This window comes from Streptomyces sp. FXJ1.172 (genome assembly GCF_001636945.3).
Lineage (GTDB): Bacteria > Actinomycetota > Actinomycetes > Streptomycetales > Streptomycetaceae > Streptomyces.
Map to the genome: position 1 here is coordinate 5100001 of NZ_CP119133.2, position 12473 is coordinate 5112473.

At 67.3% G+C, this 12473-nt stretch carries 9 protein-coding genes and 2 rRNA genes (1 of these 11 running past the window's edge); 3 read left to right on the forward strand and 8 right to left on the reverse strand.

Annotation, left to right across the window (positions count from 1 at the left end):
• A 23S ribosomal RNA gene (locus A6P39_RS22750) occupies positions 1-2211 on the forward strand; it begins 903 nt to the left of the window's first position.
• Between the two features lie 85 nt (positions 2212-2296).
• Positions 2297-2413, forward strand: a 5S ribosomal RNA gene (gene rrf / locus A6P39_RS22755).
• 59 nt (positions 2414-2472) lie between these two features.
• Here rrf and A6P39_RS22760 read toward each other — a convergent pair.
• Positions 2473-3024, reverse strand: a complete 552-nt coding sequence (locus A6P39_RS22760) for a cysteine hydrolase family protein (RefSeq protein ID WP_067050475.1) — start codon at positions 3022-3024, stop codon at positions 2473-2475.
• A gap of 52 nt (positions 3025-3076) precedes the next feature.
• Here A6P39_RS22760 and A6P39_RS22765 point away from each other — a divergent pair, with 52 nt between their 5' ends.
• Positions 3077-3646, forward strand: coding sequence for a GNAT family N-acetyltransferase (locus tag A6P39_RS22765; RefSeq protein ID WP_079133566.1), 570 nt, complete (start codon positions 3077-3079; stop codon positions 3644-3646).
• Here the strand turns inward: A6P39_RS22765 and A6P39_RS22770 are convergent.
• The 7 genes from A6P39_RS22770 to A6P39_RS22800 form a co-directional block, all read right to left on the reverse strand.
• Positions 3643-5133 (reverse strand): type IV secretory system conjugative DNA transfer family protein, encoded by a 1491-nt coding sequence (locus A6P39_RS22770; protein WP_067050479.1) that lies wholly within the window; start codon positions 5131-5133, stop codon positions 3643-3645. The genes A6P39_RS22765 and A6P39_RS22770 overlap by 4 nt on opposite strands.
• A 15-nt stretch (positions 5134-5148) precedes the next feature.
• A complete protein-coding gene (locus A6P39_RS22775) occupies positions 5149-6561 on the reverse strand; it encodes an ATP-binding protein (RefSeq protein WP_067050482.1) in 1413 nt (470 codons plus the stop codon).
• Positions 6562-6575: 14 nt separating this feature from the next.
• Entirely contained in the window at positions 6576-8135 is a 1560-nt protein-coding gene (locus A6P39_RS22780; protein WP_067050485.1) for an SCO6880 family protein, read from the reverse strand.
• Positions 8132-9484, reverse strand: a complete 1353-nt coding sequence (locus A6P39_RS22785; protein WP_067050488.1) for a hypothetical protein — start codon at positions 9482-9484, stop codon at positions 8132-8134. The genes A6P39_RS22780 and A6P39_RS22785 overlap by 4 nt, the downstream gene beginning before the upstream one ends.
• Positions 9474-10310 carry a hypothetical protein gene (locus tag A6P39_RS22790; protein ID WP_067050491.1) on the reverse strand — a complete coding sequence of 279 codons (837 nt, stop codon included), beginning with the start codon at positions 10308-10310 and terminating at the stop codon, positions 9474-9476. Before A6P39_RS22790 ends, A6P39_RS22785 begins: the two co-directional genes overlap by 11 nt.
• A 151-nt stretch (positions 10311-10461) precedes the next feature.
• Positions 10462-10770, reverse strand: coding sequence for a hypothetical protein (locus A6P39_RS22795; RefSeq protein WP_009189392.1), 309 nt, complete (start codon positions 10768-10770; stop codon positions 10462-10464).
• A gap of 359 nt (positions 10771-11129) precedes the next feature.
• Positions 11130-12419, reverse strand: coding sequence for a S53 family peptidase (locus A6P39_RS22800; RefSeq protein WP_067050494.1), 1290 nt, complete (start codon positions 12417-12419; stop codon positions 11130-11132).
• Between the last annotated feature and the right edge of the window lie 54 nt (positions 12420-12473).

Below are 12473 nucleotides of genomic sequence, written 5' to 3' on the forward strand. Positions count from 1 at the left end.
CTGGTTCTCCCCGAAATGCATTTAGGTGCAGCGTCGTGTGTTTCTTGCCGGAGGTAGAGCACTGGATAGGCGATGGGCCCTACCGGGTTACTGACCTTAGCCAAACTCCGAATGCCGGTAAGTGAGAGCGCGGCAGTGAGACTGTGGGGGATAAGCTCCATGGTCGAGAGGGAAACAGCCCAGAGCATCGACTAAGGCCCCTAAGCGTACGCTAAGTGGGAAAGGATGTGGAGTCGCACAGACAACCAGGAGGTTGGCTTAGAAGCAGCCACCCTTGAAAGAGTGCGTAATAGCTCACTGGTCTAGTGATTCCGCGCCGACAATGTAGCGGGGCTCAAGCGTACCGCCGAAGTCGTGTCATTCATATATATAGCCCCAACGGGTGTATGGATGGGTAGGGGAGCGTCGTCTGCCGGGTGAAGCGGCACTGGAAGGTAGTCGTGGACGGTTGACGAGTGAGAATGCAGGCATGAGTAGCGATTCACACGTGAGAAACGTGTGCGCCGATTGACTAAGGGTTCCTGGGTCAAGCTGATCTGCCCAGGGTAAGTCGGGACCTAAGGCGAGGCCGACAGGCGTAGTCGATGGATAACCGGTTGATATTCCGGTACCCGCTGTGAAGCGTCAAACATCGAGCATCGTGATGCTAAGGCCGTGAAGCCGTTCCGGACCCTTCGGGGAAAGGAAAGTGGTGGAGCCGCCGGACCAAGCGGTTAGTAGGTGAGTGATGGGGTGACGCAGGAAGGTAGTCCATCCCGGGCGGTGGTTGTCCCGGGGTAAGGGTGTAGCCCGAGTGGTAGGCAAATCCGCCACTCATGCAGGGTGAGACCTGATGCCGAGCCGATTGTGGTGAAGTGGATGATCCTATGCTGTCGAGAAAAGCCTCTAGCGAGTTTCATGGCGGCCCGTACCCTAAACCGACTCAGGTGGTCAGGTAGAGAATACCGAGGCGTTCGGGTGAACTATGGTTAAGGAACTCGGCAAAATGCCCCCGTAACTTCGGGAGAAGGGGGGCCATTCCTGGTGAGAGGGCTTGCTCCTCGAGCTGGGGGGCCGCAGAGACCAGCGAGAAGCGACTGTTTACTAAAAACACAGGTCCGTGCGAAGCCGTAAGGCGATGTATACGGACTGACGCCTGCCAGTGCTGGAACGTTAAGGGGACCGGTTAGCTCCATTTCGGTGGGGCGAAGCTGAGAACTTAAGCGCCAGTAAACGGCGGTGGTAACTATAACCATCCTAAGGTAGCGAAATTCCTTGTCGGGTAAGTTCCGACCTGCACGAATGGCGTAACGACTTCTCGACTGTCTCAACCATAGGCCCGGTGAAATTGCACTACGAGTAAAGATGCTCGTTTCGCGCAGCAGGACGGAAAGACCCCGGGACCTTTACTACAGTTTGATATTGGTGTTCGGTTCGGCTTGTGTAGGATAGCTGGGAGACTTTGAAGCAGGCACGCCAGTGTTTGTGGAGTCGTCGTTGAAATACCAGTCTGGTCGTGCTGGATGTCTAACCTGGGTCCGTGATCCGGATCAGGGACAGTGTCTGATGGGTAGTTTAACTGGGGCGGTTGCCTCCTAAAGGGTAACGGAGGCGCCCAAAGGTTCCCTCAGCCTGGTTGGCAATCAGGTGTTGAGTGTAAGTGCACAAGGGAGCTTGACTGTGAGACCGACGGGTCGAGCAGGGACGAAAGTCGGGACTAGTGATCCGGCGGTGGCTTGTGGAAGCGCCGTCGCTCAACGGATAAAAGGTACCCCGGGGATAACAGGCTGATCTTCCCCAAGAGTCCATATCGACGGGATGGTTTGGCACCTCGATGTCGGCTCGTCGCATCCTGGGGCTGGAGTCGGTCCCAAGGGTTGGGCTGTTCGCCCATTAAAGCGGTACGCGAGCTGGGTTTAGAACGTCGTGAGACAGTTCGGTCCCTATCCGCTGTGCGCGTAGGAGTCTTGAGAAGGGCTGTCCCTAGTACGAGAGGACCGGGACGGACGAACCTCTGGTGTGCCAGTTGTTCTGCCAAGGGCATGGCTGGTTGGCTACGTTCGGGAGGGATAACCGCTGAAAGCATCTAAGCGGGAAGCCTGCTTCGAGATGAGGACTCCCACCCACTTGATGGGGTAAGGCTCCCAGTAGACGACTGGGTTGATAGGCCGGATCTGGAAGCCAGGTAACTGGTGGAGGTGACCGGTACTAATAGGCCGAGGGCTTGTCCTCAGTTGCTCGCGTCCACTGTGTTGGTTCTGAAACCACGAACGGCCCCATGTGCCACACATGGTGCGGCTGGACAGTTTCATAGTGTTTCGGTGGTCATAGCGTGAGGGAAACGCCCGGTTACATTCCGAACCCGGAAGCTAAGCCTCACAGCGCCGATGGTACTGCAGGGGGGACCCTGTGGGAGAGTAGGACGCCGCCGAACAAATTTTGAGAAAGGCCCACGCCATCTGGTGTGGGCCTTTCTGCGTTTCAGAGCCGGTTCTAGAAGGTCACTTCCGCTGTTTTCACCGTGCCACCTCGGCGGCCGGGAGCGTGCTGGCCGCTCCAGTAGAAGTTGGTGTGGGCGATGACCTGCTCCGGCGCCGGCGCGCCGTACTCGGTGAGGTCCTCCGTCGTGTGGGCGTCGGCGACCAGCGTCGCGTCGTAGCCGCGTACCAGGGCGCCGTGCAGGGTCGAGCGGATGCAGAAGTCGGTCTGGGCGCCCGTGACATACAGGTGGCCCACCTCGCGCTCGGCCAGGACGGACTCCAAAGGGGTGTCCTCGAAGGAGTCCCTGTACTTCTTGGCGACGAGGGCCTCGGATTCGTGGCGCTCGAGTTCCGGGACGTACTCCCAGGCCTCGGTGCCCGGCACCAGTTCCTCGTCCTGGTGCTGCACCCAGATCACCGGTACGTCCGCTGCGCGGGCCCTGTCGACGAGCTGGGCGATGTTGGCGATGACCTTCTCGCGGTCCGGCGAGCCCGGCACCACCACGCCGTTCTGTACGTCGATGACCAGCAGGGCGGTATGCGGACGTTGGGGCAATGTTGTCATGGCGGCCACAATATGGGATGCCTCTGACAACGGGCGGCACTACGGTGAGGCCATGAGCAACAGCCAGGACACCCATGACTACGTCATCCGCGCCATACGACCGGACGACTGGCCCCGAGTGAAGCAGCTGCGGCTGGACGCGCTGCGGGACCCGGTCGCGCACCTCGCCTTCCTGGAGTCGTACGACGAGGCCGCGGCCAAGGCGGATGCCTTCTGGCAGGACCGGGCGGTCGGATCCGGTGAGGGGTCGACGACGGCCCGGCAGCTGATCGCCGAGACGTCCGACGGCGAGTGGGTCGGCTCGGTGACCGTGCTCATCGAGGAAGCCGGGACGAAGGACTGGGCGGGGTATCCCGTGGAGCGCCGGCAGGGGCATGTGGTCGGGGTGTTCGTCCGGCCCGAGCACCGCGGGAGCGGGCTGATCAAGACCCTGTTCGACGCCGGTGTGGAGTGGGCGCGCGAGCGGGGTGCGCGGCGGGTACGGCTGCTCGTGCACGAGGACAATGCCCGGGCGCAGGGCGCGTACCGCAAGGCCGGGTTCGTTCCGAGCGGGGTGAGCGTGCCGTCGTTCCGGGACGAGTCGCAGAACGAGCTGGAGTTCGTGCTGGAGTGGCCGTCCTAGACCGGCAGTTCCTGGTGCGGCCAGCGGGAGCGGGCCTGTTCGCGGGAGCGGAGCAGGGCGAGGGTGGGCAGGCCCTGGTCGTATCCGGTGATGAGCAGGTCCGGGAGCTGGGGGAGCGGGGCCACGGCCGCGACGTCGTCCAGGACCAGGGTCAGTGGTGGGTCGAGCCGACCGGAGGATGACCGTTCGGCCATGCGCCGGCCACGCTCGACCACGCTGGAGACGAGGGCCGTCAGGAGTGGCATCGCGCCGGGGTTGCTCCTCGGGTCCTCGATGGATTCACCGACCACATAGAGCGTGCCCCCTTCGTGGACGAAAGAATCCAGGGTGAGCGCATCAGTTCGGTTGGGTGTGCAGGCCTCGCGGACGTTGACCGTGGAGAGGGCGGACAGGGCTCGGCCGGTCAGCTCCTGTGCGATGTCCCGGCGTTCGGGGTGCGCCGTGAGGGCGGCCTCCAGTTCGCCTGCGGCGCCGGGGGCGGCCTTGGGGTGGGTCCGGAGGGTGCGTACGGCGTCCTGGACCTGGGTGCCCTGGGCCCAGCGGTGGACGTGGCGGACGGTGCGGGTTTCCAGGGCGGCGGCGTGGAGATAGCTGCGCAGGAGGGTGATCGCCGTGTCCGCCACCGCCTGGTCGATCTTGGCCGTGGGCTGTACGGGGGCGAGGAGTGCTGTCGCCCGGCTGAGCGCGGTCTGTCTGTCCTCGCAGCCGGTGATGGGAGACCAGTGGAGGCGGGCCGGGGTGTCGCACAGGTGCGTGGGGTCGTAGAGGAGGGTGGGCCCGAGTTTGGTCCTCGCGTCCTTCGTTTCCGCCCAGAGGGACGGGTTCGATGTGACCACGAGGGCGGGGCCCTCGGCTTCGCGCACGGCTTGGGCGGCGGTCGTCCGGCGGCTTTCCCTGGGGGCGACGAGGATCTTCTCCCACCCGCCGCCCACCCGCTCGCCGCTGGCCGGGAGGCCGGGCAAGGGTGCTTCCGGCGCCGTCTCCCGGACGGTTTCCGTCGGCCGCGGCAGTGGTTCCGGCTCCGGGTCTGGTTCCAGTTCCAGTTCTGGTTCCGGCTCCCTGCGCGGCAGTGGTACTTCGTGGCGTGGTGGTTCGGACTGCGTGACGGCTGCCTTCCGTCGTGCCCTGCCCGCCCGCCATCTCGCCGTCGCCCCCATCACGAACACCGTGAGGACGAACAGGACCATCAACTGGCCGATGAACAGCCCCCAGAACAGGCCCCAGCCGGACAGCCGGTCCGCGGGGGTGTCCGGCCAGGCGCCGGGGATGTCGTGGGGCCGGCCGATGAGGTGGCGCATGGCCAGGGGGGTGCGGGTGAAGGTGACGCCGGTGGGCCAGGCGCCGTTGGCGAAGAGCGCCGCAAGGCCCGTGGCCGTCCACACCAGCAGGGTGATGCCGAGGAGGAACGCGAGTATGCCGATCAGGAGGCCGTCGGGGATGCCGCCCTGGCCCTGCCGCCGCTCGGTACCGCGATCGTCCGGTCTCACGCCCGTCCCCTCCCGCTACGCCACCGTCGACTCGGAGTCGCCCAGATGCTGTTCCACGAAGGCCGCGGCCCGCTGCTCGGCCTCCAGTTCGGCGGCGCGCAGGGCCTCGTCGGCCACGAGGTCGCTGGAGGACTCGGTCATCGCGCGGTCGGTGAAGACCAGTGGGCGTTCCGTCTCCGTGACCAGGTGTTTGACCACCTGGACATTGCCGTTGACGTCCCATACGGCGATGCCGGGCGTCAGCGTCGGGATGATTTCCACCGCCCACCTCGGCAAACCCAGTACCCGGCCGGTGGCCCGCGCCTCGTCGGCCTTCTGGGCGTAGATCGTCCGGGTGGACGCCATCTTGAGGATCGCGGCCGCCTCCTTCGCCGCCGCGCCGTCGACCACGTCGGACAGGTGGTGGACGACCGCGACGAAGGACAGGCCGAGCCGGCGGCCGAACTTCAGCAGGCGCTGGAACAGCTGGGCCACGAACGGGCTGTTGATGATGTGCCAGGCCTCCTCGACCAGGAAGATGCGCTTCTTGCGGTCGGGGCGGATCCAGGTGTGCTCGAGCCACACGCCGACGATCGCCATGAGGATGGGCATGGCGATGGAGTTGCGGTCGATGTGGGACAGGTCGAAGACGATGAGGGGGGCGTCGAGGTCGATGCCGACCGTCGTGGGGCCGTCGAACATGCCCCTGAGGTCGCCGTCGACCAGGCGGTCCAGGACGAGCGCCACGTCCAGGCCCCACGCCCGTACGTCGTCTATGGCGACGTTCATCGCCTCCGCCGACTCCGGTTCGGGGTGGCGTAGTTGCTCCACGATGTCGGTCAGGACCGGCTGGCGGTCCAGGATCGTCTCGTTGACGTAGGAGTGCGCGACCTTGAGGGCGAAGCCGGAGCGTTCGTCGAGGCCGTGGCCCATCGCGACCTCGATGATCGTGCGGAGCAGCGCCAGCTGGCCCGTCGTGGTGATCGCCGGGTCGAGGGGGTTGAGGCGGATGCCGTGGTTCAGGGCGGCCGTCGGGTCCAGCCGGATGGGAGTTATCCCCAGCTCCTCGGCGATGAGGTTCCATTCGCCGACGCCGTCCTCGCCCTGGGCGTCCAGGACGACGACCTGGCGGTCCTTGAAGCGCAGCTGCCGCAGGACGTAGGTCTTCTCCAGCGCCGACTTGCCGTTGCCGGACTCGCCGAGGACGAGCCAGTGCGGGGCGGGGAGCTGCTGGCCGTACAGCTGGAAGGGGTCGTAGATGTAGCCCTTGCCGGAGTACACCTCGCGGCCGATGATGACGCCGGAGTCGCCGAGGCCGGGGGCGGCCGTCGGCAGGTAGACCGCCTGGGCCTGGCCCGTGGAGGTGCGGACCGGGAGACGGGTCGTCTCGACCTTTCCGAAGAGGAAGGACGTGAAGGCGTCGGTGAGGACGGACAGCGGATCCCGCATCGGTGAATCAGCCCCTACCTTCGGATGCCGGTGGCGAAGGGAAGTGTGTTCACGAAGGCGCGGTGGTGCTCTCGGTCGCACCACTCCAGCTTGAGATACGACTTGCCGGCGGAGGCCCTTATCGTGCGCTTGTCGCGGGCGAGGGCTTCGGGGGTGCGGGAGGAGACGGTGATGTAGCCGACCAGGTTGACGCCGGCGGCGCCGCTGGCGAGGTCTTCGCCGCGCTGGTCGAGGCGGTTGTGGGCGGCGATGTCCCGGGGGTCGACGGTCCGGTTCATCTTGGCGGCGCGGGATGCCTCGGCCTCGTCGTTGGTCTTCTCCGTCAGCATGCGTTCGATGGCGATCTCGGTGGGTTCGAGGTCCATCGTCACGGCGACCGTGCGGATGACGTCGGGGGTGTGGACGAGGAGCGGGGCGAGGAAGTTCACGCCGACGGGGGTCATCGGCCATTCCTTCACCCAGGCCGTGGCGTGGCACCAGGGAGCGCGGGTGTTGGACTCGCGGGTCTTGGCCTGGAGGTAGGTGGGCTCCATGGCGTCCAGCTCGGCCGGCCAGGCGTTGCGCTGGGTCATCGCCTGGATGTGGTCGATGGGGTGGTCCGGGTCGTACATGGAGTGGATCAGCGATGCCAGCCGGCCCTGGCCGAGCGGCTGCCGCACGCGGATGTCGGCCTCCTGCAGGCGCGAGCAGATGTCGGTCAGCTCGCGGGCCATGACGACGGCGAGGCCGGCGTCGCGGTCCAGCTTGCGGCCGGACTGCGGGCGGGCGGCGCGGGCCATGGCCTGGGCCTCGGCGGCCAGTTCGCGGGTGTAGTGCATGCAGGCGACGAGGTAGGCGCGGTGCTGCTCGCTGCTGGTGGAGACCATGGACTGCAGCTGGTCGTAGCTGCGTTGCAGCCACTCGGGGGAGCGCTGGTCGCCGCGCTGGACGACGTCCTTGGCGTGCGCGTCGGGGTCGGCGGGCAGGGTGCGGGCGAGCATCTGCAGGCGGGTGACGAAGCCGTCGCCGTTCGCCACGTGCTTGAGGAGGGTGCCGAAGCGGTCGACCAGGGCCTCCTGGTCCTCCGAGTCGCGCAGGCCCACGCCCGGGCCCTCGATCTCGATGGCGGCCGTGACGGTCTTGCGGTCGGCGTGCAGCAGTACGGCGATCTCGTCGGGCCCGAACGGCGCGGCGAGCCAGGAGATGCGGCCGATGCCGGGAGGCGGGCCGACCTCGACCTCCCGGCCGTCGAGGCGGGTGCCGGCCTCCATGGCGCTGGAGCGGTAGGCCGCGCCGTTCTTGACGGTCCGCTTGAAGCTGCGGTTGATCTCGAACCACTTGTAGAAGGTGCGGCGCTTGTACGGCACGTAGACCGCGGCGAGCGCGAGCAGCGGGAAGCCCGTCAGCAGCACGATCCGCAGGGACAGGACGGGCACCAGTAGGCCGCACATCATGCCGAGGAACGCGCCCGCGACGATCAGCGCGATCTCGCCGGACTCGCGGTTCCGGCCGATGATCGCGTTCGGCCGGGCGCGGCCGATCAGATACGTACGGCGGGGCGTGACCGGATGGGACAGGTGGGACTCGGTCGTCAACGCCCTTCACCTCCTGAGCGGTTGTTGCGGGCGTTGCTGGCGTGCGGGGTGTTGGCCGGGCTGGGTGCGCGGGGCGCGGGCGTCGCGGAGGGGACTGCTCCGCCGCCGCCCGATGCGGGGGTACGGCTGCTGTGGGCGGCGACACCGCCGGCGGCGGGGTTGGCCGGGCGGGGGGTGCTGCTGCTCGTGCCGCCGGCTCCGCCTCCGTTGTTGTCGGCGCGGGAGCTGTGGGTCTTGATGCCCTGGGCGACGAGGGTGGCGGGGGAGCTGATGACGGCGGCGGCCTTGCTCTCGGCGCCCTGCATGATGCGGTTGTTGCGGCCGCTTGCGATGTCGTCGCCGAAGCCGGGGACGAAGCGGTAGATCATCGCGCTGGCGAAGATGGCGAGCAGGATGATGGCGAGGCCGGAGACGACGGCGGAGAAGGAGTCGGGGCCGTTGCCGGAGGAGAGGGCGCCGGCGAGGCCGAGCACGATGACGATGACCGGTTTGACGAGGATGACCGCGATCATGATCCCGGCCCAGCGCCGTACGTGCCCCCACAGGTTCTTGTCGACGAGGCCGGCGTAGACGACGGTGCCGAGGAGGGCGCCGACGTAGAGGAGGGCGGCGCGGATGACCAGCTCGAGCCAGAGGACGCCGGCGGCGAGGATGCTGACCAGGGAGACGACGATCAGCATGATCGGGCCGCCGCCGATGTCGGTGCCCTTGCCGAGGGCGCCGGAGAAGGTGCCGAAGAAGGTGTCGGCCTGGTCGCCGGTGGCTTTGGCGAGGACGTCGGTGACGCCGTCGGTGGCGGAGACGACGGTGTAGAGGATCAGGGGGGTGAAGGCGGAGGCGAGCACGGTGAGCCACAGGAAGCCGATGGCCTCGGAGATGGCGGTGGTCAGCGGTACGCCGCGGACGGCTCGCTTGGCGACGGCGAGGAGCCACAGCAGGAGCGTGAGGATCGTGGAGGCGGCGAAGACGATGGCGTACTGCTGAAGGAACTTCTCGTTGGTGAAGTCGACGTTGGCGGTCTCCTTCACGGCCTTGCTGAGCTTGCCGATAGTCCAGGAGGCCGCCTCGGCACAGCCTTTGGCGAGGGAGGAGAGGGGGTCCGTCGAGTCGGTGAGGGGGATGTTGGTGGAGCCGGTGGAGCCCTTGGAGCCGTTGTCCCTCTCGCAGAACTCTTTGGCGGCGTCATGGATCAGAGCACAGGCGTCGCCGCTCTTCGAGGGAGACGGCGTGCCCGACGGCGTGGCCGTGGGCGTGGGGGCGGCGAAGGCGCGGGCGGCCAGCAGCACCGCGGCCGTCTGCACGGTGCCCAGGACCGTCGCGAACCTGAGGACGCGGTGGTTAGCGCGCATACGTGAACCCTCCGTACTCCTCGACGGCCTTCGTCATCTGGTCAGCAGTGGACGCCGTCTGATCACGGCCTACGGGCACGGGGCCTTCCTTCTGCTGGTCGCTGGAGATCTTCCAGTCGTTGCCGGCCCACTTCAGTACGTATGTCGTGGTGTACCAGCTCTCCGTCACCGGATTCTTGGAGGCATCACCGGAGAGACCGAAGAGCGACGTGTACCAGACCTCGACCGTGATCGTGTCCGACTCCGAAGAGGTGACCTTGGTGCCCACCGGAATCGCCCGGGACACGAACGTCTGCCCCTTCGGGGCGAGGCCGTCGTTCGTCAGACCGATGTTGGAGAGGAACGTCTCGCTGGAGTAGGCGCTGTCCAGCGCCGACTGCCGGGCGGCCACCACGTCGGGTGCGTAGACCGTGTCGACGATCGCGTGCCGCCGCGCGGTGTTGAACATGTCGGCCGACCCCAAAGCCACCGAGTAGTTCGCCGCCGCGCTCTGCGCCCCCTGCACCGTGTGGGCGAAGCCCGAGGGGATGCCGGTCGTCTTTGTCTCCACCGGGCGGGTGCCCGAAGCCGCTGTCGAGGACGTCCGGGGTGCGGAGCCGCCCTTCGTCGTCGCGCCGTCGGCCGGAGAATGGTCCCCCCGGTTGGCGAAAGCGATCGCTGCGATCAGGAGTACCACCACGCCGACCACCGTGACGAGGCTGCGGGAGGAGGAGCGGGTGGGGCGTCGGGGGGCGCCGCCGTAGGGGTCGCCCTCGGGCAGGCGGGTGCGGGTGTGGCCCGTGGTGTCGCCGTAGTCGGGGTAGGACCCTTCGTCTCCGGGATTCATGCCGTCTGCGCCCCCTCACCCTCGTAGGCATACGACGGTAGCCGTGCTGGTTCCCGCGCGGGCGCGGTGTGGTGACTCGACATCAGGGAAACGCAACCTCAGCCGGTGGGCACGACGGACGGGTGGTGGGGGAGGGGGAAATGGTGCGGGGTCAGACCGCCATGCCGTACACGATCGTGAACAGTGTGCCGAGGGAGCCGATGATGAAGACTCCGGTGAGGCCGGCGATGATGAGGCCCTTGCCCTGTTCCGCGCTGAAGGTGTCGCGCAGGGCCGTGGCGCCGATGCGCTGTTTGGCCGCGCCCCAGACCGCGATGCCGAGGCAGAGCAGGATGGCCACCGCCATCACCACCTCGATCATCACCTTCGCCTCGTTGCCCAGGCTGCCGAAGGGGCCCCAGTTCGGAGCGATCCCGCCGATGATGGTGTTGATATCTCCCTTGTCGGCCGCAAAGAGCATGTAAGTCACCGCCCCTGGTGGGTAGTTCCGCTGGCCCCCTGCGGGGTGCAGAGGTCAGGCCTCATTGTCGCCGACGACGGCGCCAACGTATGTCGACTTGACGTCATTGACTGGCGGGTTTCGTACGGATGGCGCGTTCGGTCACTCTGTGTATCACGGCAGGTCACGCCGGGCAACGAGGTCAGACCGGAACCTGTCGTGTGGTTCTGTCGTTGTCCTCCTTTACGACCTGGCACGGTTTCTGACGGCCGGTCGGGTGAGGCGTCGGCACGATGTTCTCATGGGGGAGGGGCGGAGATTGGACAAGGCCCCGGCGGCGGGTGCCGTCGGGGCCTGTGACCTGCGCAGCGGACCGTGCGTCAGCCGGTGAAGGCCGCCGTGCCCTCAGGGGTGCCCCAGCCGGTCGGGCCGTCATAGCCCGACCGGGCGGTGCACAGGTAGCTGGGGGAGCAGGAGCCGTTGTTGCCGCTGGTGACGTCGTTCAGTGCGGAGGTGCCGGCCGCGGTGTACGGGAACTTGGCCGGGTAGCTGCTGCTGGACGGGGTGCCGGCGAGGGCGTAGACCGAGGCGATGATGGGCGAGCTGGCGCTGGTGCCGCCGAAGGTGTACCAGCCGGCGGTCACGCCGTAGGAGTCGTAGACCGAGACGCCGGTCGCCGGGTCGGCCACCGCCGAGACGTCGGCGATGGTCCGCTTGCTGCAGCCCGTGTCCGTCTGCCAGGCCGGCTTGGTGTCGTACGAGGAGCAGCCGGAGCCGGTTCCCTCGGTGCTGCTGGTCTTCCAGACCGACTCCGTCCAGCCACGGGTGGTCGAGGAGGCCTTCGACAGGGCGGTGCCGCCCACTGCCGTCACGTACTTGGAGGCGGCCGGGTACTCGGCGCCGTAGCCCGAGTCGCCGGCGGAGACGGTGATGGCGACGCCCGGGTGGTTGAAGTAGGAGGAGTCGTAGGAGGTGTCGGCGGAGGACTCCGCGCCGCCGTAGCTGTTGGAGACGTACTTGGCGCCCAGCTTGACGGCCTCGTTCACGGCGGTGCCGAGGTTGGTCATCGTCGCGGACTTGGCCTCGACGAGGAGGATGTTGCAGTTCGGGCAGATGGCGGAGGCCATGTCGAGGTCGAGGGACTCCTCCTCGGCCCAGCCGCTGTCGGCGGAGGGCAGGGAGGTGGTGGAGCCGGTCTGGCTGACCTTCTTGAAGCAGCCGTTGGACGTGGTGCAGGACGGCAGGCCGTAGTACGAGCGGTACTTGGCGAGGTCGGCCGCCGCGTTCGGGTCGTCGTAGGCGTCCACGATCGCGATGGTCCTGCCGGAGCCGTTGGCGGAGGCGGCGGAGGTGAGGCCGTAGGCGGACTGGAGGTCGGAGGGGCCGTAGCCGGAGGGGGTGGAGGCGTCGGCGGCCTTCGGGGTGATGCCGGTCCTCGCCGCCTGCTGCTTCTGGAAGGCGGTGAGGCCACCGGTCACCCGGAAGGAGTCACAGGCGAGTTCGCCCTTGTGCTCGGGGGTGGCGCAGGGGGTCGCGGTCCAGGTCGTCCGGGTGGGCGAGGACGGCGCCGCGGCCGCGTGGGTCGCGGCGCCGAAGCCGGCGAAGGCGAGTGCGGCGGTGGCCGCGAAGGTGGTGCCGAGGCGGTGCCACCGTCTGTCGGTCGTACGCATGTGTGCAGCTCCTGGTTTCCGGGTGGGGGGTGGGAACAGGGCTGTGCGGGTGCG